This is a genomic window from Hyphomonas sp. (assembly GCF_016125515.1).
In the GTDB taxonomy this organism is placed as follows: domain Bacteria; phylum Pseudomonadota; class Alphaproteobacteria; order Caulobacterales; family Hyphomonadaceae; genus Hyphomonas.
This window is the reverse complement of record NZ_WGLO01000001.1, coordinates 134,325-160,953: the sequence shown is the minus strand read 5'-3', so window position 1 is coordinate 160,953 and position 26,629 is coordinate 134,325. Positions and strand designations below refer to the sequence as shown.

The window sequence follows — 26,629 nt, the reverse complement described above, 5'->3', positions numbered from 1 at the left end:
CCGCCGCCTCAATAGCCCAGATCGGTGTAGGCTGGGAAGCTGAACGGATCCTGCGGCACAAGACCCTTTGAGCCGAGCGGGTTGTCGTAATTGCCGGTCAGGATCTCGAAATGGAGGTGCGGCCCTTCGGCATTGCCGGTGGCGCCCATCAGACCGACCGGCTGGCCATAGCCGATGGCGGCGCCGAGCTGAAGGCCGAGGTCGAAACTGTCGAGGTGGGCATAGCGGGTGTAGACGCCGTGTCCGTGATCGATCAGCACCTGGTTTCCGTAGCCCGACGACCAACGCATCTCGATCACCCGGCCCGGGGCAGCGGCGTAGATCGTGCCGGGAGGGTTGCTGATCAAGTCAATGCCATCATGCGGCCGGCCTCCCCGCAGGCCAATACCCGAGCCGAGGCAGACATCATTGACCGGGACCGCGACCATGACGACCTGCCCCACCACGATCACCGGTTTGAAATCGACGACCCAGCGTTCGCCGTCGACGGGCGGGCTGTTGGACACGCTCATGCCGAGGCACTGGCGCAGGTAGGCATTCGGCTGGAACGTTCCCTGCGGCGGATTGCGCGCGTCGCCTGGCGGGCCGTAATCGACCGGCGGACCATAGACGATGACCGGCGCAGGTTGCGTCGCGCAGGCCCCCAGCATCATCAATGCAAGGCCGAAGGCCGCGCGGCGAAGGTTCACGCGGAGACCTTCGCCCGTTTCGCGCCGCGCTCGATCTCCTTCATCAGGTCCTTGCAGTAGACATTGAAGTCGACCTGCATCCGGTGGCGCGGACTGTCATAGAAGTGGCCGAGATGTTCCTCCTCATCGGCCTTCGTGACCCGGCGCATGTCTTCCGCAGACGGAAAGGCATAGGCGCCGGTCAGCGCGGCGGCCACGAGCTTCGATTGCTGCTCGGCGAAATTGACCAGCGTCGGCAATGGCTGGGCAAGACCCAGGAAGAACAGCGACTCTCGGCCCGGCTGAACCATGCGCTTGAACAGCGGGAAGACGTTGTCCTTCGGCGTCAGCTCGTCCTGCTTGAAGAAGGGGAAGGTCGTGTTGTAGCCGGTGGCCCAGACAATGGCGTCCACCTTCTCGCGTGAACCGTCGGTGAACACGACATGATCGCCGTCAAGACGCTCTATGCCCGGCTTCGGAATGATATCGCCACAACCGACCCGCGTTAGGAATTCTCCGGACACGGAAGGGTGACCGTCCAGCGGGTCATGGTCGGGTTTCGGCAGGCCATAGTCTTCCATGTTGCCGATGGTCTTGCGGATCGTCGCCTTGGCGAGCGCCCGGCCGATCTTCGGCGGCAGCCACGCTGGCAGCACGGCCTTGTCGGCCGGCGTGCCGTTCATGTATTTCGGCAGCACCCAGACGCCTCGCCGCATCGAGATAAACAGGCGCTCGGCGAGGGGCCGCTGGGACAGCTCCGAGGAGATATCCATCGCCGAATTGCCGGCGCCGACGATCATCACGCGCTTGCCGCGGAAATCGTAGGGCTCGAACGGGTCGCGGTAATGGTGCGAGTGGACCTGGTAGCCGTTGAACGTGCCCGGATAAGTGGGCATGCGGGCATCCCAGTGGTGGCCATTGGCGACACAGACCGCGTCATAGTCGCGTGTCTCGCCAGTCGACAGCGTCACCCGGTAGCGCCCGCCCGGTAGGTCGGCCACATCCTCGACCGAGGTGTTGAACGTGATGGTCTCACGCAGTCCGAAATGATCGACATAGTTGTGGAAGTACTGAAGCAATTGGGCGTGGTGGGGAAAGTCCGGCCAGTCTTCGGGAACCGGAAAGTCCTCGAAGGCGAGGCGCCATTTCGACGTGTCGATGTGCAGCGACTGGTAGCAGGATGAGACCCCGTTGGGGTTCTGGTAGTACCAGTTGCCGCCAATATTGTCCGACTTTTCAAAACAATCGTAAGGCAGGCCGAGATCCTTCAGGCGTTTTGCCATCGTGAAGCCCGAACACCCTGCCCCGATGATGCAGGTCTTCGGCTTTGCCGTAGCGTCAAAGGCCATTGCGCGTCTCCTTGTCACCGGGGAAAGCAGTTCCCATGACTCGGCGGCGATGTTATCCGGCGTTTCAGACGCGTCAAATCCCAAAGCAGGCTGAACGGCATGAACGACAAGCCCCGGAAGCAATATGACATCGCGGCCATCATGAGCGAAAACCTGAACGTGATGCGCGATGTGGTGCCCTGGGCCAACGAGACCGGCTTCCGAGTGAGCAAGGTCGAGAAGGGGCACGTCTTCGGTCTCCAGCCCTGGGCGGAGCATCTGGTGGGCGATCCGGAATCGGGCATCATCCATGGCGGCGTCATCACGACCTTCCTCGACAATCTCAGCGGCATGGCCTGCACGGCGGCCATGACCGAAATGCGCTTCGTGGCGACGATCGACCTGCGCATCGATTACATGCGCCCGGCCGAAAAGGGCCGCGACATCATCGGCGAAGCCGAATGCTACCACCTGACCCGTTCGGTCTGTTTTACGCGGGCCTGGGCCTATCATGAGACACGGGACAAGCTAATCGCCACTGCGGCCGGCACGTTCGCCATCAACAAGCCCCGCCTCGGAGGCGGCCGGAGCAAGTCATGAACCCCCAGCTGACCAATCCGCGTGCGGACGAAATAGATTCGATCCTGAAACGCCTACCCTTTGCGCAGACGCTGGGCATGCGCTGCGAGGTGCTGGGCGACGAGATGACGGCCATCCTGCCCTTCCAGGAAAAGCTGATCGGCAATGTGGCCATCCGTGCGCTGCATGGCGGCGCGATTGCCTCCTTCCTCGAACTAACCGCCATGCTGCAGGTCTTCCTCGTGTCCGACATGCCGCGCCCGCCGAGACCGATCAACCTGACCATCGATTACCTGCGCCAGGGGCATGCGAAAGATCTCTACGCCCGCGCCTATGTGCTGAAGATGGGCCGCCGGATGGCTTCGGTGCGCGCCGAAGCCTGGCAGGAGAACCGCGCCGAACCGGTAACAGCCCTGATGGCGCACTTCCTTGTGACGTCGGATTGAGGGATCCTCCTCAACGTTTTCGTTTACCTCGGCCCCACCCTGGTCCTGCCCAAAATGGGGAGGGGGCAGCTCAGTCTGTGGCGTGCGCTCAGTCTGCCCAACTGTGCAAAATGTCCCCTCCCCGCCTGCAGGGAGGGCTGGGGTGGGGCGCGCACGCCCATACTTCGACGTCGCTCCGTATGAGCTCTAAGGGCGGGACGATTGGGCGCTGAGGGAATGACTTCACGCGCGGGCTTCGCGTGCTATCCTCTTCCCGTGACCCGGACTGGTTTCCGGACGGCTCGAAACGCTGGCTGTGCGCCGGCCGAATATTGGTGACAAGATGAAACACGCCCTGCTCGCTCTCTCGATGTTCGCTGCTTCGGCGGTGGTCGCGCCAGCCGCCCGGGCCGATGAAGGCCTGAAATGGATGAGCGGCTGCTGGCAGACGAAGGACAAGTCTTACCGCGAAGTCTGGACGAAGCCTGATTCGGGTTTCCTGTTCGGCTATTCACTGACCTTCGAGGATGGCACGGTGGCGTATTTCGAGCAGAGCCGCATCGATGCGGGCGCGCCGGCAGTGTTCAACGCCTATCCGGGCGGGTTCGGTCCGTCGGAATTCACCGAAGCGAGCCGCGCGAAGAATACGGTGACCTTCGAGAATGCCACGCTCGATTACCCGCAGCGCATTGTCTACACCCGCAAGGGCAGCAAGATGACCGCGACGATTTCCCTGCTAAACGGCGCCCGGCCTCAGACCTGGGAATTCAAGAAGTGCTAGGCTGACCCGAAGGACGGCGTGAGGACTATTCCTCGCCTTCCACGGCCGGCTCGCCGCCGAAACGGGGCGCCCAGCCTGGGGTCAGGATCGGCAGGAGATCGGCCGCCGTGAGCGTGATCTCATAGCTGCCCTCGGCATAGGAGCCGACATCATAGGGCGAGAAGAGCACGGTGATGCCGCCGAGCTTTCCGGCCTCCGTGGACGGATCAAGCACGAAATTGCCCTTGTAAAGGTCCGGATGTTCCGGCGACGGGGCGAGCATTTCGCGGATTTCCGATTGGATCGAGGCTTGAGCGGTCTCTTCATAGCCGCGCGTGATCTTTTCCGCGACGAGGGCGGCGATGACCTGATCATTGAAGGCGGCAGGATCGGTGACGAACGTGCCGAGCGCGAGTGGCTCCGGCGCACCCTTGCGATAGACGCCGCCCGAAAGGGCATAGTTCGGATGCGCACCGCCGGTATAGGTGCTGTAGGTTTCCTTGATGGAGATCACGTCGTCGAGGACGGCCGTAGCGCGGTAGGCGATGTCCAGCGTGTAGCCACGAAACCAGTTCTCGCCCGTGGCGGCCTCTTCCTTATCCGCGGCGGCCTTGTCGGCATCCGCTGTCGCGGCCAGCCCGTCAAGCGCGGCCTGGGTGTCGACCCAGAGCTTCCAGGCGAGCGGCGCATCGAAGGCGAGGATGGCGGGATCGATCTCGGCGCTGACTTCGTATGTTTCGCCGCTGCGCTTGTAGGAGAGCTGGAAGTCCTCGGGCTCGTTGGCGGGCGCTGCGGACGGGGTGCTTTCCGGCTGGACAGCCGGGTCCACCACCTCGGCGGGCGCCTCAGGCGTTTCCGAGGCGGGATTGGCGGGCGGCGGGGCGCAGGCCGCCAGGATGAGGAAAGCGGCAGCGGCGGGGGCAATCAAGCGCAACATGGGCGCGTTTCCTTCAAAGACTCAAGAGTTCGGCATCACCGCCCTGGGCGGTGATATTGACACTTACCACCCGTTCGGTGGCGAAACGAGGGAGGTAATGTGGCCCGCCCGCCTTAGGCCCGGTGCCGGAGAGCCCCTCCCCGCCGAAAGGCTGGACGCCGACCACAGCGCCGATCATCGAACGGTTCACATAGGTGTTGCCCGCCGGCATGGCGGCCTTGACCGCCGCATGGAAACTTTCGAGGCGCGAATGGATGCCCAGCGTGAGGCCGTAGCCCTTGGCATGGAGCGCGGCGCCCATGGCGGCGACGTCATCCGGATCATACCGCAGGACATGTAGCACAGGACCGAAGGTTTCCTCCGCGATCTGATCTAGCGAGGCCAGCTCGACCAGAGATGGACCGAAGCCTGTGCCCTTTTCGCCGAGCAGGCCCGGATCGATCTGGTGGAGCAGCTTTGCTTCGGTCTTCATCCGGTCCATGTGCTTTTCGAGCAGGGCGCGCGCCTCGGCATCGATGACCGGGCCGGTATCGGTGTCGGGCAAGGCGGGGTCGCCCATCTTCAGTTCGTTCATGGCGCCGATCAGGCCTTCGATCAGGATGTCTGCGGTGGCCTTCGGAAGAAAGGCGATGCGCAGAGCCGAGCAGCGCTGGCCGGCCGAGCCGAATGCGGAGGTGATCATGTCGTCGATCACCTGCTCGCGCAGCGCGGTGGTGTCGACGAAAAGACCGTTGAGGCCGCCCGTCTCGGCGATCAGCGGGATGATCGGACCGTCCCTGCCCGCGAGTGTGCGGTTGATCAGGCGCGCCGTGGAGGTGCCGCCGGTGAAGCAGACGCCGGAGACGCGCAGGTCTGCGGTGAGGCGGGCGCCGACGGTTTCGCCGCGGCCGGGCAACAGATGCAGCGCATCTTCCGGCAGACCTGCCCGGTGGAACAGGCGGACGGCCTCGAAGGCGATAAGCGGCGTCTGCTCGGCAGGCTTGGCGACCACCGTATTGCCGGCCGCCAGCGCGGCCGCGATCTGGCCGGTGAAGATGGCAAGCGGGAAGTTCCAGGGCGAGATGCAGCAGAAGACGCCGCGCCCGTGGAGAGAGATGTGGTTGGTCTCGCCGGTGGGGCCCGGCAGGCGCTCAGGCGCGGCAAAGCCTGCGGCGGCCTCGGCGGCGTAGTAGCGGCAGAAGTCCACTGCTTCGCGCACTTCGGCGATGCCGTCCGGCAGGGTCTTGCCGGCTTCGCGCGACATGAGAGCGATAAGGCGCGCGGCGTCGGCCTCCATCGCATCGGCCATGGTGTGGAGGTATTCGGCGCGTTTGGCGCCGCCAAGCGCGTCCCAGCCTGGCTGGAAGGCGGCAGCTGCATCCAGCGCACGGTCGCACGCCTCAGTGTCGGCTTCGAGCACGGCGCCGAGCACGCGGGAATTGTCCGAGGGCGAACGGACCATGTCGCCGCCGCCGATCCGGGCCTTGCCGGACACGATGGGACCGGCAGCAATGGCGGGGCCTTCATCCAGCGCGCGCAGGGCCGAGGCGAACCCGCCCCGCACACCGAGCTGGCTGAGATCGTGACCGGCGGAATTCCTCCGTATGCTGCCAAAGAGACGCGGCGGTGTCGGGATACGAGGGTGGCGGCGGGGACCTGCCTCGACGCGGGCGATCGGATCGGTGACGACCTGTTCGGGCGGGATATCCTCGTTCAGGAACGAATGGACGAAGCTGGTATTGGCGCCGTTCTCGAGCAGGCGGCGGACGAGGTAGGGCAACAGATCTTCATGCGCGCCGACCGGGGCATAGACGCGCACGCGGCTGCCGGCTTCGGCGGCGTCGTAGAGCGGTTCACCCATGCCGTGGAGTCGCTGGAACTCGAATCCGGTGACACCCGCTTCGCCGGCGAGCAGATCCACCGCGGCGAGCGTGTGGGCGTTGTGCGTGGCGAAGCAGGGATAGATCGCCGGAGAGGCCGCGAGCATGGCGCGGGCGCAGGCGAGGTAGTGAACGTCCGTACCCTGCTTCGTGGTGAAGACCGGGAAGTTCGGATAACCTTCAACCTGAGCGTTCTTGATTTCGGAATCCCAGTAGGCGCCCTTGACGAGACGGATCATGAAACGCCGGCCAGTGACTTCGGCGAGCGTCGACAGGCGTTCGATGACGGCGAGGGCGCGCTTCTGGTAGGCTTGCACGGCGAGGCCGAGGCCGGTCCAGCCTTCGAGGGACGGCTCGCGGGCGAGCTTTTCGAAGATCTTCAGGCTGATGACGAGGCGGTGGGCTTCCTCCGCATCCAGACACAGGCCGATATTGGCCTTGGCGGCCTGCTGACAGAGCGTGAGCACGCGGGGATACATCTCCGCCATTACGCGCGCTTCCTTGACGGCGAGGTAGCGTGGATGGAGCGCGGAAAGCTTGACCGAGACGCCGTTGGCGCGCTCGGGCGACTGGGCAGGATCCTTGTCGGCTGCGACGGCCGCGATGGCGTTTTCATAGGCCTTGAAATAGCGCTCCGCATCGGCGGCGGTGCGCGCGCCCTCCCCCAGCATGTCGAAGCTGAAATGTGCCGCTTCGCCGGCCTTGACCATGCGGCGGCCGCGCTTCAGCGCTTCGGTGACCGTCCGACCAAGGACGAACTGCTCGCCCATGATACGCATGGCCTGCATCATGGCGGCGCGGATGACCGGCTCGCCACTGTCGCGGATGAGGCCGCCGATGAACGCGGCGGGGCCTTTCTTGGCGCTGTCGGGCGCGCCGATGACGCGGCCGGTGAGCATCAGGCCCCAGGTGGAGGCGTTGACCAGCCAGCTGTCGGACTGGCCCTGATGGGCGCCCCAGTTCCCGGAACGGATCTTCTCAGCAATCAGGTCGTCGCGGGTGGCGGCATCAGGCACGCGCAGCAGCGCCTCGGCGAGGCACATCAGAGCGAGGCCCTCGGAGTTGGTGAGGCCGAACTCCTCCAGGAAGCTTTCCATCATGCCTTTGCGCCGGCCGCGGGCGCGCGCGATCGTGACGAGTTCGCGGCCGCGCCGCACGGCGGCGTCGCGCACCGGGCCCGGCAAGATGCCGGTCTTGAGCAGGGCTTCGAGCAAGGCCTCCTCATCGGCGAATTTCAGGGCGTCGAGGGCATCCCAGTCAACGGGGACTGAAGCGAGGGTATCGGGCATGGGATATTTGGAACTCACAGGAAAAGGGCAAAGTTTTGCGCCTCACCAAAGCGCGAAGCACAAGTATACCCTTGGACGATGTGATCTGCGAGGGGAAATCTGCGCCCGGCGGCGGGCTCAGTGCACGATGGCGTACGGGCCGCCGGCCTCGTGCAGCCGGAATTCGACGCGGTTGCGGCCGTTGTTCTTGGCCTGATAGAGATGCGCATCGGCGCTGCGATAGAGATCGCTGAACGGTGAAACTCCGTTGAAGGCCACGCCGCCCACGCTGATGGACAGCGGGTAACGCGCTTCGCCGGGCACGAAATCCGTATCGGCGACGGCCGCCCGTATCCGTTCGGCCGCCTCGGCGGCGAGTTCCGGCGACTGGCCGTGCATGAAGACGCAGAATTCCTCGCCGCCGACGCGGCCCACAAGATCGGTGTCGCGCACGGTCGAGCGGATGGCATCGGCGATTAGCTTTAGCGCCTCGTCGCCCTTGGCATGGCCGAACCGGTCATTCACCGATTTGAAATGGTCGACGTCGATCACGAGCAGCGCGCCCCCGCTTTGCTTTTCCGACGCTTCGACAAGTTTCAGGTAGCCATCGACAAGTTCCGTGAAGGCGCGGCGATTCAGCAGCGAGGTCAAACTGTCGGTGGCGGCCACGGTCATCAGCTCGTGATGGGCGACAGCCAGTTCGCGCATCTTTTCGAGCAGGAGAAAAAAGAAAGGTGGCGCCAGCACAAGCGGGATGACGAGATTGTTGATCGGATCGGCGCCCCAGCGCCACCTGGCGCTCGCAAGGTCATAGCTGTCCACGGCGAAGGCGACACCGATACAGACCATCGTGCCGAGAACCATCAGCGCAAAGACCCGCGCCCTGCCTCGAGAGGACCAGTCGAGCTTGGTGAGGGAAGAAACCCGTGTCATCCCGCCAGGCTAGCGGAAAATGCTTAATGTTTCGCTTGGGCCGGTGCCAGCCACAGGTGCGGCGTCCGGCGGAATGCCGCTTCCGGCTTCACAGGGTTTCCGGGGCCGCCTATACCCCCAACCGGGCGGGACCGGGCCGGAGGGTGCGGTGGCGAGGGCTTTACGGTCCGAATCATGCCCGTCATGTTGCCTTCGGTCGCCTGGCCACGGATGGAGTCCCGATGCGGATAATGCTGATCACCGATGCCTGGGACCCCCAGGTCAACGGCGTCGTACGCACCATGAAGCGGATCATCGCCGAGACCGAGGCGATGGGTCATGTTTGGGAGATCGTGCATCCCGGCGCAGGCTTCATGACCATGCCGCTGCCGACCTATCCGGAGATCAAGCTGGGCTTGTGGGGCCGGCCGCGGATCAGCAGCATCTTCCACGAGTTCGAGCCCGACGCCGTGCATATCGCCACCGAAGGCACGCTGGGCATGGCGGGGCGGGCCGTTTGCCTGACCGAGAAACACCCTTTCTCGACCGCCTATCATACCCGGTTTCCAGAATATGTGTCGGCGCGCTTGCCGGTGCCCGTGAGCTGGGGCTATTCCTTCGTGCGCTGGTTCCACAAGTATTCCGGCAAGGTGATGGTAGCGACTCCGTCGCTAATGGAAGAACTGGAAGGCCATGGTTTCAGCAACCTGGTCGCCTGGAGCCGGGGGGTCGACACCGACGTCTTCACACCGCAGAAGCGTATCGCCGAGGGCGAGTCGGGCGATCCGTTTGCCGGCCTCGCGCGGCCGATTTTCCTTAATGTTGGCCGCGTGGCAGTCGAGAAGAATATCGAGGCCTTTGCCGGGCTCAACCTGCCGGGCACGAAGGTGATTGTCGGCGACGGTCCGCAGCTGGAAGAGTTGAAGCGCAACTACAAGGACGTGGTGTTTCTGGGCGCGAAGTTCGGCGACGAGCTGGCCGCCTGCTATGCGGGCGCCGATGTGTTCGTGTTCCCGAGCCTGACCGATACGTTCGGCCTGGTGGTGCTGGAAGCGATGGCGGCCGGCACGCCGGTCGCCGCGTTCGATGCGACCGGGCCGCGTGACGTAATCCCTGGATCCGGAGCGGGCACGATCACGCCGTTGGGCGGCGACCTTGCGAAAGGCGCGATCGATTGCCTGGCGCTGAGCCGGCAGACGGCGCGCGCGCATGCCGAGACGTATAGCTGGCGGGCGTGTGCGGAAGTGTTCCTCGAGAACCTGCAACCCCTGCCCCCTCCGCAACGCCGGCGCTTCTGGCATAAGATCCGTATCCGGAGGAGAAAGGTGAAGCCGGAGGCGTTGCCGCCCCCGGAAACAACCCCGGAAGCCTGAGCCTCCGGGCGAAACATCCGGGACCTGCGATGCAGGCCCCGGACACGTAGGACGTGGCGCTTACGGCGTGGTCGAAGCGGTCAGCGCAGCCGCGATGTCCTGCGCCTTGGCCAGTTCGGTTTCGTGCAGCGGGATCAGGCCCTTCTCGACGAGATAGCCATCTTCACCGGCGGCGCCTTCGCTGACCGATTCAACGACGAATTCAGCCAGGCCCGGCACCAGCGGCAGGTTCTGGTCCTTGACGTAGAAATACATCACGCGAGCGAGGCCATACTGGCCGGTGGTGATCATTTCGAAGGTCGGGTCGATGCCGCCGAGATGGGCACCTTTCACGCGGTCACCATTCTGCTCCAGGAAGGAGAAGCCGAGCACGCCGATGGCTTCCGGCGACTTCACGAGCGACTGGGCGATGGCGGTGTCGTTCTCGCCGAAGTCTACCCAGGCGCCGTCTGTGCGAATCGTGTGGGCGTAGTTCTTGAAGGCTTCTTCATCGGTCTTCTTCAGTTCGGCAAGTTCCGGCACCTCAAGGGCGCCGAGTTCCATGCCGAGTTCGACGAAGGCGTCGCGCGTGCCGGAGGTCGGTGGCGGACCGAGGACGAGGATCGGCTCGGCCGGCAGGTTTGGTGCGACTTCGTTCCAGGCCTTGTAGGGGTTCGGCATGAAGCCGCCCTTGCCGTCCGGGATGTCCTTGGCGAGGGCGAGATAAAGCTCCTGCTTGGTCAGGTCGAATTCCGGGCCTTCCTTGGCGTTGGCGATGACGATGCCGTCATAGCCGAGCGGGATCTCGGTGATACTGGTCACGCCGGCGGCGACGCAGAGGTTGCGCTCGGAGTCCTTGATGGGGCGTGAGGCATTAGCGATCGACGGCTGGTCGGGGCCGACGCCGCTGCAGAAGGCCTTGAAGCCGCCGCCGGTGCCGGTCGATTCGACGATCGGCGTGCCGAAGGCCGTGGTGGCGCCGAAACGCTCGGCAATGGTGCGCGAGAACGGGGCGACGGTGGACGATCCGACAATTTTGACCTTCTGCTCGGCGGTGGCGGCGCCGGCGACCGGACCGGCTCCAGAGGCCGAATCATCTTCGAGCTTTGACAGATCGCTCTGTCCGCAGGCGGCGACCGCCAGGAAAATTGCAGCGGGCATGGCCGCTTTGAGGAAACCCTTAAACATCTCACTTCTCCGCTCTGTTTGGCCGGATTTACCGGGGAATTCGCGCTCCCGCCATACGCCCAAGATGTGACAGTTGCTGCGACTATAAGTGACAGTTTTGCGACAGAAAGCAGGAGCCCGAAATTTCTTCTTGCAAGACCGGGCGTTATCCCCTATTTGCACCTTCGAAATTGATGTGGCGGACATCTGGGCTAACCCGATAAGGGGGGCCCCCTGTACTAACGCCCAAAGCTGGTTTGAAGCCCTTTGGAGGTTAGGTGTCATGCACACTTACGCGACCCCGTATAATATTGTGCGCAATCTGCAGCCAGAGCTGCCGGTTTACTGCTTCCGTCCGGAGCGTGTAACTGCTGCTGCGCGTTGGTTTGTCGAGAAATTTCCGGCGCAGGCCTTTTATGCCGTGAAGGCAAACCCTGCCCCGCACGTTCTGGACGCCCTCTGGGAAGGCGGCGTGCGCAGCTTCGATGCGGCCTCGGAAAAGGAAATCGAACTGATTCGCGGCCGGTTCCCGGAGGCGAAGATCGCTTACCTGCACCCGGTCAAGCCGCGTCACGCGATCAAGCGCGCCTATGAGAACCACGGTGTGCGCATCTTCGTGACCGACACCGTGGCCGAGCTGAACAAGATCCTCGAAGCCACCGGCCGTGCGAAGGACCTGACGATCCTCGTGCGCATCGCTGTGTCTTGCGAAGGCTCGGCCCTGCCGCTGGCGAACAAGTTCGGCGCCAGCCCGGAAGAGGCCGCGGAAATCCTCCGCCTCGCCCGCCATCATGCCGACGAAGTCGGGGTGTCGTTCCATGTCGGCAGCCAGGCGATGAAGCCGTCGGCTTGGGCGCAGGCAATGGCCGATGCCAGCCGGATCATCATCGAGGCCGGCGTGACCGTGGACATCGTGGATGTCGGCGGCGGCTTCCCTGCGATCTATGCCGACAAGACCCCGCCGGAAATGGACGACTATGTCGCGATGGTGATGCGTTCGTTCGAGAACATGTTCGTTCTGGAAAACGCTGAACTGTGGTGCGAGCCGGGCCGTGCGCTTGTGGCGGAGGCCGAGAGCCTTCTCGTGCGCGTGGACCTCGCCAAGGGCAACACGCTGTACATCAATGACGGTTCGTATGGTTCGCTGTACGACGCCGTGCACGAGCGCTGGGACTTCCCGATCCGTGCCATCCCGGGCGATGCCCGCAAGATGGGCCGCATGGTGGAGTACACCGTGTACGGACCGACCTGCGACTCGACCGACATGCTGGCCGAGAAGGTCTGGCTGCCGGCCGGCATGACCGAAGGCGACTATATCGAGTTCGGCAATATCGGCGCCTATGGCCGCGCGATGGCAACCCGGTTCAACGGCTTCGGTGAAGCCGACACCGCGATCGTGCAGGACGCTCCTTGGCCGACGCTCTACGGCGCGGCTTCGGCCGAAGTCGTCGCATTCGGTTCGCACGCCACAAACTGAATCTCAGGAAATCCGTAGCGTCTGAGGACGCGCGAGATGCCATCCGTCTCATCCGGCGGGCTGGTGAGGCTGGCTGTGCCTCCCTGCCCGCCGGCATGAGTATCTTTCGGCAGGACACGAATGGTCTGGCGGGCAATGGCGGCGCCGGAATCAATGTAGGAGACGGGCCGCGGCGCAGTGGCGATGAGCTGTCCGCGCACAAGCGGGAAATGCGTGCAGGCGAGTACGACTGTGTCGATCGCATCGCCGCCCTCCATCGCGAACAGCGGCGCCTGGGCGGAGGCGAAAGCTTCCGGCGGAATGTCTTCGCCGCGCGCGTTGGCTTCGGCGAGTTTCACGAGGTCGAGGCTGCCATGCAGGAGCACGCGCTTGCCGGCGGCGAACTCCTCGATCAGCTGCGCCGTATAGGCACGCCGGATGGTGCCGGGGGTGGCGAGGAGGCCGATCGTGCCGGTCTCGGTGAGCTGCGCCGCCGGCTTGATGGCGGGCACCGTGCCGACGACCGGAATGTCGAGGGCGGCGCGAACCTCGGCGAGGGCGAGCGTGCTGGCTGTGTTGCAGGCGATCACGAAGACGTCCGGCTGGACGGCCTCGACCAGGGCCCTGGCAACCTTCGGCAGGCGTTCGCGCAGGGCCTCGTCGGACTTGTCCCCATATGGGAAAAAGCCCGTATCGGCGGCGTAGTGGACCGACAGGCGGGGCCCGAGCGCGCGGATCTCGCCCGCCACGGTGAGCCCGCCGACGCCGGAATCGAACACGAGAACGCGGCCCCGCGCGGGTGAGGGTTCGAACGTGTAGGGCATCGTTTCGCTCATCTGTGCGGGAAACTAGGCGCATTCGGAGACGGCGCAATATAGGCAAGGCGGCGGCGCCAGCGTGGCCGGTGGCACAAAACTTGTTGTGCACCGCACAATCGCGGACTAGCTTGAGGCGGAACAGATGGGAAAACAGGACATGATGGACTTCTGGCTGAACTCCTGGCGCAACTATACCACCATCACGGCGGCCTCGCTCGAAGCGCTGCTGAACATGCAAAAAGGCGTGATGAGCTTTTCCCAGATCACATTGTCGGACGGGTTCGACGACAAGGACGGGAACTTCATGCGCGAGGCCTTCCACCGTGCGGCCGATGCCAATGTGCGCCGCTGGGCGGATACCGCCGACCTGCTGAAAGGCATGCCAAGCTGGGTGCAAACGATGCATACCCTGCCGAGCTCCACACTGACCGACCTGTTCGACAAGGCCCAGCGCACCCGCGGCTAAGGCCGCTGCATTCGGGATCGGCCCCCATGGACTTGGCGCACGCGCTGATTTACGCCGGGGCATGGCTCACCCGATCGATCATCTGAAGACCCTCGAGCAGCGCCTGCTGTGGCTGGCCTCGTGGACCGTACACAATGCGAACCATCTGCGCGAGAAGCGCGACGATGACGTGAAGGTGGGCGGACATCAGGCGAGCTGCGCCTCGATGGTGTCGATCCTGACCGCGCTGTACTTCCATGTGCTGCGGCCGGAAGACCGCGTGGCGGTGAAGCCGCATGCCGCGCCCGTTTTCCACGCGATGCACTACCTGATGGGCAACCAGACGCGCGAGAAGCTGGAAAACTTCCGCGGCTATGGCGGCGCGCAATCCTATCCTTCACGGACAAAGGACATCGACGACGTGGATTTTTCCACGGGGTCAGTCGGGCTTGGCGTGGCAGAGACGGCGTTTGCCGCACTGGTGCAGGATTACCTGCTGGCCCGTCCGTGGACGGAGCTTGGATCAGGTGCGCGCAAGCCCGGCCGCATGGTGGCCCTGGTGGGTGATGCGGAACTGGATGAAGGCAACGTTTACGAATGCCTGCAGGAAGGCTGGAAGCACGGCCTGCGTAATACCTGGTGGATCATCGACTATAACCGCCAGAGCCTGGACGGCGTGGTGCATGAGGGGCTCTGGGCTCGGGTGGAGGCGATCTTCAAGGCGTTCGGCTGGCGTGTGGAAGTGCTGCGGTTCGGCGCGCTGCAACGCGCAGCCTTTGCTGAGCCCGGCGGTGCACGCCTGAAGCAGTGGATCGAGACCTGCCCCAATTCGCTCTATTCGGCGATGACCTATCTGGGCGGCGCGGCCTGGCGCAAGCGGCTGCTGGACGATATCGGCGACCAGGGCGACGTGACCCGGCTGATCGAACGGCGCACGGACGCCGAACTCAGCCAATTGATGAATAATCTGGGCGGCCAGTGCCTGGAGACGCTGTGCGAGGCGTTTGACGGCGCGCGCGACGACACGCCGACCGTGTTCCTCGCCTATACGATCAAGGGCTGGGGCACGCCGCTGGCCGGCCACAAGGACAACCATTCAGGTCTGATGACCAAGACGCAGATGGGCGAATTCCAGAAGGCGATGGGCGTGGCAGAGGGCGAGGAATGGGAGCCACTGGCGGGCGTCGAGGACGCCGGCGCCCTACGTGGTTTCCTACGTGAGGTGCCCTTCTTTGCAGCGGGCCCGAGGCGCTATAGTTCGCCGGCCGTGCCCTCCCCCGGGCCGGTCTTCCTGGACGACGAAATGCTGTCGACGCAGGCCGGGTTCGGCAAGATCCTCGATGCCCATGCCAAGGAAGACACTGAGCTGTCGCGCCGGATCGTGACCACCTCGCCAGATGTAACCGTGTCGACGAATCTCGGCCCCTGGGTCAACCGGCGCGGCCTGTTCGCACGCGAGAGCCTCGCCGATACGTTCCGTGACCAGAAGATTCCGTCCGCACAGAAATGGCAGTTCTCGCCCGAGGGCCAGCATATCGAGCTCGGCATCGCGGAGATGAACCTCTTCCTGCTGCTGGGCGCGGCAGGCCTGTCGCATTCGCTGTTCGGGGAACGGTTGATTCCGATCGGCACCGTGTATGACCCCTTCATTGCGCGCGGGCTCGATGCGCTGAACTATGCCTGCTACCAGGATGCGCGCTTCATCATCGCGGGCACGCCGAGCGGCGTGACGCTGGCGCCGGAGGGCGGCGCGCACCAATCCATCGGCGCACAGCTGATCGGCATGAGCCAGGACGGGCTGGTTTCGTTCGAACCAGCTTTCCTGGACGAACTCTCGATCATCATGGACTGGAGTTTCGACTATCTGCAGCGCGACGGCGAGGGCGATCCGGATGAGCGCACCTGGCTGCGCGACGAAACGGGCGGTTCGGTTTACCTGCGCCTGTCGACCAAGCCGCTGGAACAGGTGCGCGTGTGGAAGCGCGACGATGCTGCCTTCCGGCAAGGCGTGATCGATGGCGGCTACTGGCTGCGCAAGCCGGGACCGAATTGCGAAGTGGTGATTGCCTACCAGGGCGTGATTGCACCCGAGGCCATCAAGGCCGCGGCGCGGATCGGCGAAGGCCGACGCGATATCGGCGTGTTGGCGGTAACCTCCGCAGACAGACTGAATTCAGGCTGGACGGCGGCGCGGCGCGCCCGCGCGCGCGGACAGGCGAAGGCGAAGAGCCAGATCGAACGCCTGATGGAGGGCGTGCCGCCGCATTGCCAGCTGATCACCGTGACGGACGGACATCCGGCAACGCTGGCCTGGATCGGCGGCGTGAAGGGGCATGCCGTCACGCCGCTGGGCGTCGAGCATTTCGGGCAGACCGGCACGATCCGCGATCTCTACCGGCATTTCCAGATCGACGCCGATGCCATCGTCTCGGCGGCCAGCCACCTGTCTCCCGGGCGCGTGCTCTAGACCCACTGGCGCAGCACGGCGCATGGGGTTAGCCTTGCGTAGATAGCCGGCAAAAGACCGGTCGAGGGAGGATATCATGCTGACACGCCGACTGTGGCTCGTGGCCGCGTTTTTATGGATTGCGACCTGCGCGGCGCCGCCTGCGCCCGTGCCCCTGTCCGACGTGACGATCTATGTCGCCCGCGAGGTCATCCCGATGACCGGCGAAGGCGTGACCGCCGAGGCGGTTGCGGTGGACGAAGGCCGCGTCACGGCGGTGGGTAGCCTGGGCGCCTTGCAGGCCGATTATCCGGGCGCACGCATCGACGAGACCTTCCGTGACAAAACGATCGTACCGGGGCTGATCGATCCACACATGCATTTGCTGCTGGGCGGAATGCTCTATGCACATCCGTTCGCACCACCGTGGCCGATGGCAACCCCGGAGGGCATGACGGCGGGCTACCCCTCCCCTGAAGCCTTCCGGGCGCGACTTGCCGAAATCGTCGCCGAAGCGCCGCAGGACGGCGCGCCGGTGGTTGTGTACGGATTTCATAACCTGGTGCAGGGCGATCTCGACCGGCACATCCTGGATGCCGTGGCCCCCGACCGGCCGATGATCGTGTGGCATTATTCCGGGCACGACTTCTACCTGAACTCCGCCGCCCTCGACATGATCGGCGCAACACCGGCGTTGGCGGAGACCTTCCACGGCGTGGATCTCGATGCGGACGGCGCACTTACCGGGCGTATCTATGAAGACGCGGCGATGGTGGTGTTCGCCCGGGCAAAGGATGTGTTGTTCAATCCCGTCAGCTTCGGCGCGGGGATCGAGCGGTACTTCGAAATCGTGCGCAATGCGGGCGTGACTACGACGGCAGATCTTGGGTATGGCGTTTTCGGGCTGGCGCTGGAAGACCAGACGATCGCTGCAAGCTGGTCGATGGCAGAAGATGGCTTCCGGCTTTACCTGATCCCCGAATTCCGATCGTTGCAACGGGAATTCGGCGACGGAGCGCCGCAGGCGGTGTTGGACATGGTAAGCGGGGCGCGCCCGGCGGCGGCGCCGGTCTTGCCTCGGGTGAAGTTTTTCGCAGACGCCGCCTATTATTCGCAGACGATGCGTCTGTCGCCGCCGGGATATCTCGCTGGGCAGTCGAAGGGGTTGATGGGGCTCTGGGTGATCCCGAACGGCGAGATTGCCAATACTATGAGGCCCTATACCGATGCCGGACTGTCCGTCCACATACATTCCAACGGCGACGCGGCGCAGACCGCGACGCTGGAGGCGCTGGCGACGCTGCGCACGGAAGGGTTTGAAGGGGATTTTGTGATCGAACATGGCGGTCTGTTCTCACCCGAGCAAGCGGCGCGGGCGGGCGAGCTGTCGGCGATGGTGTCCGCGGCCAGCCATTACGTATTCTACATGGCCGAGGCGTATGCCTCGCCGCTGGGGCCGGCCCGGGCAAGCTGGATCACGCCGCTGGGCAGCCTGTCAGCGGCCGGCGCCGTGGTGGCACTGCACTCCGACGCGCCGCTCGCCCCGCCCCAGCCGCTGCGGGCGGCGGGCGCCCACATCACGCGCGCGACACGCGAGGGCGGCACCTATGAGGCGGCCAATGCCCTGAAGCCTTATGATGCGCTGGAGGCGATTACACTGGATGCGGCGCGCGTGCTGGGGCTGGAAGCCGAGATCGGCTCGCTGTCACCGGGCAAACGCGCCGACTTCACCATCCTCGATTCAAACCCGCTGGATCTGCCGGGTACGGACTGGTCCGAAATCGGCATCTGGGGCGTGTTGCTGGGCGGCGAACTGCGTCCGTTGGAGGTGGACTGAGCCGGATCCCGAAACGCCCCCCCCGAAACATTTTGCTTGAGCTGGCGTTTTTTGGCCATAGCGTTGGCACTGGCGGTGTCACTATCAGGTGAGCCCGGGGGACAATCGATATGGCACACTCTGTTGAGAGGGGCGGCCTGCCCGCGATTTCAGAATACCAGACGCTCCGCTTCCTGTCGGTTTTCCTGCTCTATGTGGCGCAAGGCGCGCCCATCGGTGTGTTCTACTTCGCCATTCCGGCCTGGCTGGCGGTGAACGGCGCCTCGCCGCTCGAGATCGGCGGATTTCTCGGCGCCACCGGTCTTCCGTGGACACTGAAGTTCGTGAACGGATTTATCATGGACAGGTTTACTTACCTTCCCATGGGCCGGCGGCGGGCGTGGCTGATAGGTGCGCAATCGGTCATGGCGCTCGGCCTCATCCTCATGGCGCTTGTTGATCCTTCACCGAGCCAGATCGGCACGCTCTCCTTGTTTGCCTTTTGCATCATGACTGCAACGACATTCCAGGATGTGGCTGTTGACGGCATGGCGGTCGATCTGATTCCGGACGACGAACGCGCAAGGGCAAACGGTCTGATGTTTGGCGGCCAATCCATCGGCATTGCTGCGGGAACAGCCTTTGCGGGCTTTGCTATCGCTTCCATCGGTTTCCCAGGCGCAATGATCGGCAATGCTGGGTTTGTTGTCGCTGTACTGATGATCATGGTAGTGTTCCGTGAACGGCCGGGCGAGCGCCTGTTGCCATGGACGGCCGGCGCCCCTTCGGCAGAGTCGGCTGCGCGGCAAGCCGGAACGTGGTGGCCCCTGATCAGGTCCGTCTGGAAGGCTATGGTCACGCGGGATGCGGGCCTGCTTGCAGTTGCGCAGATCGCCACGGGCTTGCTCTACGGCTTCTATGTCGGAGCGATGCCGCTGATCGCCATCAGGATCGGCGGCTGGAACGACGCAGAATTTTCCGCGTTGTCCGGATCGGCGAACCTGCTCGCGGGCATCCTGGGCGTCCTGGTGATCGGATTTATCGCTGACCGGCTGGGATCAAGGCCAACAACCCTGTTGGCCTTTGGCCTGATGGGCGGCGCCGTAGCGATCTACTGGATGGCCCAGCCCGTCTGGGCGGCCGATCTTGCGATCCAGATTGCAGCGCTGGCTTTCCTGTCGCTTTACACGCTGGCCCAGATCGCGATCTGCGCCTCGGCCATGAAAGTCTGCTCACTGAAGGTTGCCGCGACACAGTTCACGCTGTTCATGGCGATCGCCAATCTCGGTATCACGCTGGCCTCGGCGAGCCTTGGCCCGATTGAAGCGCTGGGCGGCTATCCCGCCGTCCTGGCGGCCATGATCATCGTCGCGGCCGTGGGCGCCAGTGCGATTTACCTATTCAACGAGAACGCCGTGAAACAGCGTGTGCTCGATGAAATCGACGGCGCTGCTGCCGCTCTCTAGAGCAGGATGTCGTAGAGGTCGCTGCGGCGGTCGCGGAAGAAGCCCCAGGCGGCGCGAGCCTGGTCGATCTTGTCGAGATCGAAGGACGCGATGAGCACCCCCTCCTCCGTGCGGCCGAAGTCGCAGGCGATCTCGCCCGTCTCGTCTGTGATGAAGCTGGTGCCATAGAAGACTTGCCCGCCTTCATCGCCGACACGATTGGCGGCGACGATTGGTATGACATTAGCGACGGCGTGGCCCTGCATACCGCGGCGCCAGCGCGCGGCGGTATCGAGACCGACATCCTGCGGCTCTGCACCGATGGCAGTGGGATAGAGGAGCGCGTCTGCCCCCATCAGGGCCATCGCGCGGGCCGCTTCCGGGAACCACTGGTCCCAGCAGATACCAACACCGATGCGGCCCTTGAGTGTCGACCATGTGCGGAAGCCCGTATCGCCGGGGCGGAAATAGAATTTCTCCTGATAGCCGGGACCATCGGGAATGTGGCTCTTGCGATAGACGCCGAGGGGCGTGCCGTCGGCATCGATCATCACGACCGAGTTGAAGTAGAGCGGGCCTTCCTTCTCGTAGATCGAGATCGGGATAACAACACCGAGTTCGGCCGCAAGCTCCGAGAACTGACGAACGGCTGGATGCTCGGGCCATTCCATCGCGCGAGCGAAGTGTTCCTCTTCCTGCGTCTTGCAGAAATAGACGCCGCAAAAGAGCTCCGGCGGCAGGACAACATCGGCGCCTTTGGCGGCCGCCTCGCGGATGAATCCGGCGACACGGTCGATGTTCGCCTGCACATCATCGGACGGAGCGAACTGGATGGCGGCGAGGGTCAGCGTGCGGGCCATGGGAAGCCTCCTATCAGGCGGGGATTTCGCGGGTCATGCAATGGAAACTGCCCCCGCCGGCGAGAATGCCGCGCGCAGGCAGGCCGATCACGTCCCGGCCGGGGAACAGCGCCTTCAGTTCGGCCAGGGCAACGGCGCTGTACCGATCCTCATAGATCGGCACGAGGACGGCTCCATTCGTGATCGTGAAGTTCATATGGCTGGCGGGCACCGGCACGCCATCGCCGAAATGGATGCGGCCAGGCGACGGGATGGTCGACACCATCAGGCCGGCCGCCGCGAGCGTACGTTCGATGTCGCGCAGAACCTCCGTATTCGGATCATCCGGGCCGGCGGGATGCTGGCAGAGCACATGGCCGGGGCCGATAAAGCGGGCGATGTTGTCCACATGGCCATCGGTGTGGTCGTTGGCAAGACCATCGCCGAGCCAGAGGATCTCCTCGACGCCGAGCGCAGCACGCAGATGGCCCTCGATCTGGTCTTCGGAGAGCAGCGGGTTACGGTTCGGATTGAGCAGGCACTGGCGGGTCGTCAGCAGGCGGCCTTCGCCATCGACATCGATGCCACCCCCTTCGAGCACGAAATCGTGGGCGCGCGTGGGGAGAGCCTCATGACCGGCCAGCGCGGCCGCCGTGTCGGTGTCGCCGTCCATCAGGTATTTGCCGCCCCAGCCGTTGAAGCGGAATACCTGAGCTTGGCGGGCGGCGCCCTGCCCCGTGACGATCGGGCCCGTATCGCGCAACCAGATATCACCGGTGGGAATGCGCACGAGCTCGGCGGCGCCGCCGACGGCGGCCAGCGCCGAAGCCATCGCCTCGTCCGACCCGATTGCGACCTTCACCGGCACGTGCACCGCCGCGGCGTGGATGAAGGCAGCAGTATCCTTGCGGGCGGGCGCAAGTTCGCCGCCCCATTCTTCAGCAAGGCGGGGCCAGCCCGCCCAGAGGGCGGCATGCGGCGCCCATTCGGGCGGGAGGAAATTCTTGGATCCGGGCATATTGCTGCGCGCCTTGCCACAGGTTTGTTCAAAGGAAAAGGGCGGCCCGGAAAGGCCGCCCCTTGTATTCAATCGTTCTGAGCCGGTTGGCAGATCAGAACTTGTACTTCAGGCCAAAGCGGATCTTCCACAGAGACGGGTCAACGTTGATAGAGTCGTTGTCTGCCGACGAGTTGAAGGCCGAGATCACGTATTGGTTGTTGGCGTTGATCGTGGCCGTGTAGAGCTCCGCGTTGCCCGGGAAGCCGTGCTCGCGTTGGATGCCCCAGTCGCTGTTCAGCAGGTTACCGAGGTTCTCGATGACCATGTAGACCTGCGTACGGTCGTCCTTACGCAGGCCCGGGAGATCCTGGGACAGACGAAGGTCGAACGTGGTCCACCAGTCGTCCGCAGCGATGTTGCGTGGCGCGATCTGTCCACGATACTCGTCAAGCACATCGTGGCTGGAGATGAACGCGTTAAGCGCAGCAACAGCGGCGGCATTCGAGGTCGGCGCGATCAGCGGATCGTTCACACCGGTCGGGATGTACGCCAGCTGACGACTGTTGGCGAACGAGTTCGGTTCGAACAGCGTGTTGCGAGCAAAGGTGTAGCTGTAAGGCGAGCCTTCGTTGGCTGAACCGAACAACGAAATCCGCGAGGTATAATCACCAATAAAATCGTGCTCGTAGTCGATCTTCATCGTGATTCGGTGCGCGATCTCGTAATCGGTCGTTGCGGTCGGGATGTTGACCGGATCGTAGGTCGTGTAGTTCGCGAAGTTCGAGAACGCGACCGATGAGGTCATCGGGTTGGTGTCTTTGGCGTCCGTGTAGGCGTAGGCCAGCGACCAGTCGATGCCGTTTTCATACTGCTGCGAAGCTGCGATCGAGAACACTTTCGAGCTGCCTTTGTTGTCGGCATTCGTCAGCATGAAGTCGTTGGTGTTGCTGGTACCGCGATAGATCGGACGGCCGTCAGGGCCAACGCCCGACTGGGCGTAGCCGAGCGGGACGACGATCGCAGACTCGTTGGTCTTAGAAACAAGAAGGTCAGCCTGGAGGCGCAAGTCGTCACCGAGGATCGGAACACCGGTGTCGATATTAAACACGCCGCCGAAAGCAAACTTCCACTCAGAGGGGATCTTGAAATTCGGATCCAGCGCGTTGACGTTGCCGGCGCCGTTTGCGTTTGCAACAAAATCGATCGCCGTTTGTGGCACGTCGATGAACGGGCTGCCGCCGTTCGGATAGGTGTCCGTGTTCACGTTGCCCGAGGTGATGACATAGTCCGCCAACACGACGCCGTTGTTGGAATAGTTGTTCGATAGCCAGACGTTCGGGTTGCCGCCGGAGAAGAGGCCGACGCCGCCGTGGAACTTCACGTCCGGATTGACTTCAAGGTTGAAGCCGATGCGCGGCTGGACAATGCCTTCGCCGTCAAGCGTCGCATCATTGCGGAAGCCAGAACGGGCGAAGAAAGCCGGGTTGTACGCTGGCTTGTCGCTGGTCGTGTAGTAGTCGTAACGAATGCCTGCCGTCACATCGAGATAGTCCGTGACGTTCCAGGTATCCTGCAGGTAACCGGTCGTGATTTCGTAGCCGAAGTCAGCTGCGCCATCGTTCTGGTTGTTCGTGCCCGCGGCGTTCGTGTAGTTGAAGAAGTTGTAGTCACCCGAAGCGAAGGTCGTAGGGCTCGCGAAGCGCCACTCACCCTGAACCTGCTGGATGAAGAGGTTGAACACATTGAACTCTTCGCGCTCAACACCGGCCGTCAGCAGGTGGTTGCCGAGCTGGTAGTTTGCGGCAGCCTTGTAGTTCGTCAGGTCATAGGAGAGCTGGTTGGCGTGACGGCTATCGTCAGCGCCGAGATAGATCGTCGTCGTGCCCGAGAACAGGTCGCGAGGAACGCGGATCTGGACTTCACCGAAACCGTCGAGGCCGGCGACCGGGATCTGACGGTTGTCGAGGTTCAGAACCGAAGCGCGCAGCTCGGTGTTGAAATTCGGCGTCCAGTCAGAATACAGGGCGGCGGTGTAGGATTCCAGCTTCGCACCGCGCTCGTAGTAGTGATTTCCATCGGAAATCTGGCTCGAGCTATTGTCAGAAGGCGAGAAGTTGAAGCCGTCGTTGTAAGTGTAGGTGAACGCCGCGCGCTGGGTTTCCGTGATGTTCCAGTCGATCTTGGCGAAGAATTTTTCGTCTTCGACAGCCAGCGAGGTCGGCAGACCACCGGCCACATAGCCATACTGGTTCACAGCAGTGTCGATGACGCTCTGGTAAAGAGCCTGAGACAGGCCGACATCTTCTGGCGTTGCGCCAAAGATGTTTGCGCCTTCGAATTTCTCGTAGGCGAGGAAAGCGAACAGGCGGTCCTTGATGATCGGCGCGCCGACGTGGACGCCGTAGCGCTTTTCGTCGAAGGTGCCGAGATCGCGGTCGATGCCGTCAGTCTTGTCACCCGTCAGCGAGTCGCTGGTGTAATCGTAGAAGAAACCGCCATGGATTTCGTTCGTGCCGGTCTTGGTGACGGCGTTGATGTTACAGGCCGTGAAGGAACCGTAGGCGACGTCGAACGGTGCGAGTTCAACCGAGACCTGCTCGATTGCGTCGTACGAGAACGGGATTCGCTCGGTCGGATAGCCGTTGCTGTTGAGGCCGAAGTTGTCGTTGAGGCGGACGCCGTCAACGGTCAGCGAGTTGTACCGGGTGCTGGCACCGGCGCACTGCACGCCGTCAGAACCAGCCGAACCGCCAGCGTTGGGATCGATGTAGACGCGCGGGTCAAGGCGGATGATGTCCTTGATGTCGCGGTTGATCGCCGGGGAATTTTCCAGCGTGGCGAGGTTGAAGGTCGACGACGGGCCGGTTGCAACCTGGGCAACGATCGACGAGCCGGTCACGACGACCGTATCGAGGCGGGCCGTATCATCGGCCGCAGCGGTGACAATGTTGACAACAGCGGTGTCGCCGAGGCTGGTGTAGACGCCCTCCACACGGCTGGCGGTTACGCCTTCACCGGTGACGGTGAAGCTGAACGGACCGCCGACGCGGAGGTTCTGGGATGTGTAGGCGCCGTTGAGACCGGTGGTCGCCGTGGTGACGGTGCCGGTGGGCTCGTGGACGATCGTGACAGTGGCGCCAGCGACGGGCTGACCGGCCGAGTCGGTAACGACCCCGCGCGCGCTCGAAGAGGTGACCTGAGCGTGGACTGCCGCAACCGGCAGGATCGCAGCGATGGCCGCAACGGACACGCTACGTGCAAAGAAATTCTTGATCATGTTGTCTTCCCCGACTTTGTCGACCGCTACCGGAGTGCCCTCGTGCCGCTCCGGTTCTAGCTCGGCATTAGTCCCGCTACATGACAGATCAGTGACAGACAATTGAAGGTTCTGCTGAGGCGGCCAATCCGGGGCCGGTTTTTTTGTTGCGATGCAAAAATGACACGCTGTGCGGCACACTTGTGCTGAATGCGCCGCAAACTGATCTGTATTTGTGTGCGCCAAGCCGCCATAAGAGGCGCAAACAACCCGAATCGGCCATGTCTGCTGTGAACCTCATCCCGAAGAGTCCCGAGGCCCGGCTGACGCTGGCCGCCCTGGCCGTGCTGTTGCTGGTACGGGTCTGCGCGATCCTGGCCTCGCCGCTTAATCTCTATGCGGATGAAGCCCAGTACTGGCGCTGGTCGCAGGAGCTGGCCTGGGGTTATTATTCCAAACCGCCTATGATCGCCTGGGTCATCCACCTGATGACCGCTGTGTTCGGCAACAACGAGTGGGCCGTGCGGCTGGCTGCGCCCTTTCTGCATACGGCGGCAGCCGGCCTCCTGTTCCTGGCCGGACGGGAAATGTTTTCCGCAAAAACAGGACTCTATGCAGCCCTGCTCTATGCGCTGATGCCGGCGGTGACGCTGTCGTCGAGCGTGCTGTCGACCGATGGCGTGCTGATGCCGTTTTGGTGCACCGGGCTGTTTCTCGCTTGGCGGCTGCGCAGTGGCAGCGGACGGATGACGGCTGCGGCGCTGGGCGCGGTGGTGGGGCTCGGTATTCTCTCCAAGTATGCAATGCTCTATTTCGTCATCGGCCTCGTCCTGACCTGCCTCGTCGACGCGCCGATGCGCCGCGCCCTGCTGTCATGGAGCGGCGCGCTGGCACTGGGCGTGATGACGCTCCTGATCGCCCCGCACTTTGCCTGGAATGCCGCGAACGACTTCCAGACGGTCGGCCACACAGTGGACAATGCCAATCTGGGCGGCGACCTGTTCCACCCGGAAAACGCCCTGACCTATTTTCTCGATCAGTTGGGCGTGTTCGGGCCGGTCAGTTTCATCCTGCTGATTGCCGGCCTGATCACCTGGAAGTCTCGAACGGAGGGCGACCCTGCACCGGCGCGCTGGCTGCTCTGTTTCATATTGCCGGTGCTCTTGTTTATTCTCTGCCAGGCGGTGCTGTCGCGCGCACACGCTAACTGGGCGGCGACGGCCTATCCGGGGGCGAGCCTGCTGGTCGCGGCCTGGTTTGCGGAGCGCCGCGCGCTGATCTGGGCAAGCCTGGGCGTCAACGCGCTCGCTGCGCTGATCTTCCTCGTCGTGCCGGTCCTGTCGCCAGCCCAGACGCGGGCGCTGGGGATTGACAATGCGCTGAAGCGCACGCGCGGCTGGGACGTGGCGGCTGATCAAGTGTTCGCCGAAGCGGAGCGAATCGGCGCCGTTGCCGTGCTCGTGGACGAACGGGAGGCCTGGCACGGGCTGGACTTCTATGGCCGCGATCGGACGGTGCCGCTGATTTCATGGCGCCGGTATGCGTCGCCGAAGAGTTTTTCGGAGCGGGTCGGGCTGGAAACGGTGCACAACGGGCCCGTCCTGGTGGCGTCGCTTCATCCCTGGATGCGGCCGCGCATCCGCGGCGATTTTGAGCGCTTCGAGCCGGCCGGACAGATCCGCATCGATCTCGGCGTGCGCGGCAACGGCTGCCCGATCACACGCGTGTTCCAGCTCTACGTGGCGCAGGACTTCGCGCCCGCCGAGCGCAACGCCGATTGGGATGCCAAATACACGACCGTGAAGGAATTCGACGAGCCGCCCTGCCCCTCGAAGGACTGAGCGACGCGCGCC

The 26,629-nt window shown here is 63.8% G+C and carries 20 protein-coding genes; 10 read left to right on the top strand and 10 right to left on the bottom strand.

All coding sequences use genetic code 11. The annotated features are described in order from the left end of the window. Window positions 1-8 precede the first annotated feature (8 nt). Together GC148_RS00720 and GC148_RS00715 are read right to left on the bottom strand one after the other, a co-directional pair. Window positions 9-689, bottom strand: coding sequence for a M23 family metallopeptidase (locus GC148_RS00720; RefSeq protein WP_291068104.1), 681 nt, complete (start codon window positions 687-689; stop codon window positions 9-11). Beyond that, entirely contained in the window at window positions 686-2,017 is a 1,332-nt protein-coding gene (locus GC148_RS00715) for an NAD(P)-binding domain-containing protein (protein ID WP_291068103.1), read from the bottom strand. Before GC148_RS00715 ends, GC148_RS00720 begins: the two co-directional genes overlap by 4 nt. 99 nt (window positions 2,018-2,116) lie before the next feature. On the opposite strand from GC148_RS00715, the gene GC148_RS00710 reads away from it, so the two are divergent. The 3 genes from GC148_RS00710 (at window position 2,117) to GC148_RS00700 (ending at window position 3,781) form a co-directional block, all read left to right on the top strand. Continuing rightward, window positions 2,117-2,596, top strand: a complete 480-nt coding sequence (locus tag GC148_RS00710) for a PaaI family thioesterase (RefSeq protein ID WP_291068102.1) — start codon at window positions 2,117-2,119, stop codon at window positions 2,594-2,596. After that, window positions 2,593-3,021, top strand: coding sequence for a PaaI family thioesterase (locus GC148_RS00705; protein WP_291068101.1), 429 nt, complete (start codon window positions 2,593-2,595; stop codon window positions 3,019-3,021). Before GC148_RS00710 ends, GC148_RS00705 begins: the two co-directional genes overlap by 4 nt. A gap of 322 nt (window positions 3,022-3,343) precedes the next feature. After that, a complete protein-coding gene (locus tag GC148_RS00700; protein ID WP_291068100.1) occupies window positions 3,344-3,781 on the top strand; it encodes a DUF6265 family protein in 438 nt (145 codons plus the stop codon). 25 nt (window positions 3,782-3,806) lie between these two features. On the opposite strand, the gene GC148_RS00695 is transcribed toward GC148_RS00700, so the two are convergent. The 3 genes from GC148_RS00695 to GC148_RS00685 all read right to left on the bottom strand — a co-directional run bounded on the left by GC148_RS00695 (window position 3,807) and on the right by GC148_RS00685 (window position 8,757). Next, window positions 3,807-4,697: a DUF3298 and DUF4163 domain-containing protein gene (locus tag GC148_RS00695; protein ID WP_291068099.1), complete on the bottom strand. Its 891-nt coding sequence runs from the start codon at window positions 4,695-4,697 to the stop codon at window positions 3,807-3,809. A 13-nt stretch (window positions 4,698-4,710) separates the two neighbouring features. Continuing rightward, window positions 4,711-7,845: a bifunctional proline dehydrogenase/L-glutamate gamma-semialdehyde dehydrogenase PutA gene (gene putA / locus GC148_RS00690; RefSeq protein WP_291068098.1), complete on the bottom strand. Its 3,135-nt coding sequence runs from the start codon at window positions 7,843-7,845 to the stop codon at window positions 4,711-4,713. A 117-nt stretch (window positions 7,846-7,962) separates the two neighbouring features. Continuing rightward, complete coding sequence (locus GC148_RS00685; RefSeq protein WP_291068097.1) at window positions 7,963-8,757, bottom strand: GGDEF domain-containing protein; 795 nt, start codon at window positions 8,755-8,757, stop codon at window positions 7,963-7,965. 221 nt (window positions 8,758-8,978) lie between these two features. Between GC148_RS00685 and GC148_RS00680 the strand changes: the two genes are divergently transcribed. Then, window positions 8,979-10,109: a glycosyltransferase family 1 protein gene (locus GC148_RS00680; RefSeq protein WP_366062856.1), complete on the top strand. Its 1,131-nt coding sequence runs from the start codon at window positions 8,979-8,981 to the stop codon at window positions 10,107-10,109. A gap of 60 nt (window positions 10,110-10,169) precedes the next feature. On the opposite strand, the gene GC148_RS00675 is transcribed toward GC148_RS00680, so the two are convergent. Then, the gene (locus tag GC148_RS00675) at window positions 10,170-11,276 is read right to left on the bottom strand and encodes a substrate-binding domain-containing protein (protein WP_291068095.1); all 1,107 of its coding nucleotides are present in this window, start codon (window positions 11,274-11,276) and stop codon (window positions 10,170-10,172) included. A gap of 262 nt (window positions 11,277-11,538) precedes the next feature. On the opposite strand from GC148_RS00675, the gene GC148_RS00670 reads away from it, so the two are divergent. Further along, on the top strand, window positions 11,539-12,732 hold the full coding sequence (locus GC148_RS00670) for a type III PLP-dependent enzyme (protein ID WP_291068094.1): 1,194 nt from the start codon (window positions 11,539-11,541) through the stop codon (window positions 12,730-12,732). On the opposite strand, the gene murI is transcribed toward GC148_RS00670, so the two are convergent. Further along, window positions 12,678-13,547, bottom strand: coding sequence for a glutamate racemase (gene murI / locus GC148_RS00665; protein WP_291068093.1), 870 nt, complete (start codon window positions 13,545-13,547; stop codon window positions 12,678-12,680). The two genes, GC148_RS00670 and murI, sit on opposite strands and share 55 nt — an antisense overlap. A gap of 124 nt (window positions 13,548-13,671) precedes the next feature. Between murI and GC148_RS00660 the strand changes: the two genes are divergently transcribed. The 4 genes from GC148_RS00660 (at window position 13,672) to GC148_RS00645 (ending at window position 19,702) form a co-directional block, all read left to right on the top strand. Continuing rightward, complete coding sequence (locus GC148_RS00660; RefSeq protein ID WP_291068092.1) at window positions 13,672-13,995, top strand: hypothetical protein; 324 nt, start codon at window positions 13,672-13,674, stop codon at window positions 13,993-13,995. A gap of 61 nt (window positions 13,996-14,056) precedes the next feature. Beyond that, entirely contained in the window at window positions 14,057-16,441 is a 2,385-nt protein-coding gene (locus GC148_RS00655; protein WP_291068091.1) for a transketolase, read from the top strand. A 76-nt stretch (window positions 16,442-16,517) separates the two neighbouring features. Further along, entirely contained in the window at window positions 16,518-18,257 is a 1,740-nt protein-coding gene (locus GC148_RS00650; protein WP_291068090.1) for an amidohydrolase family protein, read from the top strand. Between the two features lie 110 nt (window positions 18,258-18,367). Then, complete coding sequence (locus GC148_RS00645; RefSeq protein WP_291068089.1) at window positions 18,368-19,702, top strand: MFS transporter; 1,335 nt, start codon at window positions 18,368-18,370, stop codon at window positions 19,700-19,702. Here the strand turns inward: GC148_RS00645 and aguB are convergent. From aguB to GC148_RS00630, 3 genes are all read right to left on the bottom strand, one after another. Further along, window positions 19,699-20,541 carry an N-carbamoylputrescine amidase gene (gene aguB / locus GC148_RS00640; protein ID WP_291068088.1) on the bottom strand — a complete coding sequence of 281 codons (843 nt, stop codon included), beginning with the start codon at window positions 20,539-20,541 and terminating at the stop codon, window positions 19,699-19,701. The genes GC148_RS00645 and aguB overlap by 4 nt on opposite strands. 13 nt (window positions 20,542-20,554) lie before the next feature. Further along, the gene (locus tag GC148_RS00635) at window positions 20,555-21,538 is read right to left on the bottom strand and encodes an agmatine deiminase family protein (protein ID WP_291068087.1); all 984 of its coding nucleotides are present in this window, start codon (window positions 21,536-21,538) and stop codon (window positions 20,555-20,557) included. A gap of 94 nt (window positions 21,539-21,632) precedes the next feature. Continuing rightward, on the bottom strand, window positions 21,633-24,797 hold the full coding sequence (locus GC148_RS00630; RefSeq protein ID WP_291068086.1) for a TonB-dependent receptor: 3,165 nt from the start codon (window positions 24,795-24,797) through the stop codon (window positions 21,633-21,635). 182 nt (window positions 24,798-24,979) lie between these two features. On the opposite strand from GC148_RS00630, the gene GC148_RS00625 reads away from it, so the two are divergent. Then, window positions 24,980-26,617 carry a glycosyltransferase family 39 protein gene (locus tag GC148_RS00625; RefSeq protein ID WP_291068085.1) on the top strand — a complete coding sequence of 546 codons (1,638 nt, stop codon included), beginning with the start codon at window positions 24,980-24,982 and terminating at the stop codon, window positions 26,615-26,617. Window positions 26,618-26,629: the final 12 nt, after the last annotated feature.

Bases quoted from the DNA above. Each gene is read 5' to 3' on its own strand.
- GC148_RS00715 (WP_291068103.1), bottom strand. From the start codon at position 2,017: ATGGCCTTTGACGCTACGGCAAAGCCGAAGACCTGCATCATCGGGGCA.
- GC148_RS00710 (WP_291068102.1), top strand. From the start codon at position 2,117: ATGAACGACAAGCCCCGGAAGCAATATGACATCGCGGCCATCATGAGC.
- GC148_RS00705 (WP_291068101.1), top strand. From the start codon at position 2,593: ATGAACCCCCAGCTGACCAATCCGCGTGCGGACGAAATAGATTCGATC.
- GC148_RS00700 (WP_291068100.1), top strand. From the start codon at position 3,344: ATGAAACACGCCCTGCTCGCTCTCTCGATGTTCGCTGCTTCGGCGGTG.
- GC148_RS00695 (WP_291068099.1), bottom strand. From the start codon at position 4,697: ATGTTGCGCTTGATTGCCCCCGCCGCTGCCGCTTTCCTCATCCTGGCG.
- putA (WP_291068098.1), bottom strand. From the start codon at position 7,845: ATGCCCGATACCCTCGCTTCAGTCCCCGTTGACTGGGATGCCCTCGAC.
- GC148_RS00685 (WP_291068097.1), bottom strand. From the start codon at position 8,757: ATGACACGGGTTTCTTCCCTCACCAAGCTCGACTGGTCCTCTCGAGGC.
- GC148_RS00680 (WP_366062856.1), top strand. From the start codon at position 8,979: ATGCGGATAATGCTGATCACCGATGCCTGGGACCCCCAGGTCAACGGC.
- GC148_RS00675 (WP_291068095.1), bottom strand. From the start codon at position 11,276: ATGTTTAAGGGTTTCCTCAAAGCGGCCATGCCCGCTGCAATTTTCCTG.
- GC148_RS00670 (WP_291068094.1), top strand. From the start codon at position 11,539: ATGCACACTTACGCGACCCCGTATAATATTGTGCGCAATCTGCAGCCA.
- murI (WP_291068093.1), bottom strand. From the start codon at position 13,547: ATGAGCGAAACGATGCCCTACACGTTCGAACCCTCACCCGCGCGGGGC.
- GC148_RS00660 (WP_291068092.1), top strand. From the start codon at position 13,672: ATGGGAAAACAGGACATGATGGACTTCTGGCTGAACTCCTGGCGCAAC.
- GC148_RS00655 (WP_291068091.1), top strand. From the start codon at position 14,057: ATGGCTCACCCGATCGATCATCTGAAGACCCTCGAGCAGCGCCTGCTG.
- GC148_RS00650 (WP_291068090.1), top strand. From the start codon at position 16,518: ATGCTGACACGCCGACTGTGGCTCGTGGCCGCGTTTTTATGGATTGCG.
- GC148_RS00645 (WP_291068089.1), top strand. From the start codon at position 18,368: ATGGCACACTCTGTTGAGAGGGGCGGCCTGCCCGCGATTTCAGAATAC.
- aguB (WP_291068088.1), bottom strand. From the start codon at position 20,541: ATGGCCCGCACGCTGACCCTCGCCGCCATCCAGTTCGCTCCGTCCGAT.
- GC148_RS00635 (WP_291068087.1), bottom strand. From the start codon at position 21,538: ATGCCCGGATCCAAGAATTTCCTCCCGCCCGAATGGGCGCCGCATGCC.
- GC148_RS00630 (WP_291068086.1), bottom strand. From the start codon at position 24,797: ATGATCAAGAATTTCTTTGCACGTAGCGTGTCCGTTGCGGCCATCGCT.